Source organism: Oleiphilus sp. HI0123, from assembly GCF_001635315.1.
In genome coordinates this window covers 1-262 of the sequence record NZ_LWGE01000872.1, presented here as the reverse complement: position 1 = coordinate 262, position 262 = coordinate 1, and the positions used below count along the sequence as shown (strand labels likewise).

Genomic DNA, 262 nt, shown 5'->3' with positions numbered 1-262 from the left:
GGTATGCATTCTCTACTGCAGACATTGCAGCGTCGACATCGCAGCTATGTCCAAGTTCGTTAAGCACCGCGCCTAAAGAGCTAACGCAGTAATCAACGTTTTTACGATTACAGCCATTGCCCATTAAGCCGATTCGCCATGCTTTGCCAGCAAACTTACCTAGCCCTGCACCAAGTTCCAAGTCGTACTGGTTAAGTAGTGTTGATCTAACAGTCGCATCTTCAATACCTTCTGGAATCTTCACTGCATTAAGTTGAGATAG

General features: G+C 45.8%; 1 pseudogene. It reads right to left on the bottom strand.

Annotated elements, in window-relative coordinates:
* A pseudogene (locus A3761_RS27350) lies at positions 1 to 262 on the bottom strand (alanine--glyoxylate aminotransferase family protein); the annotation flags it as partial.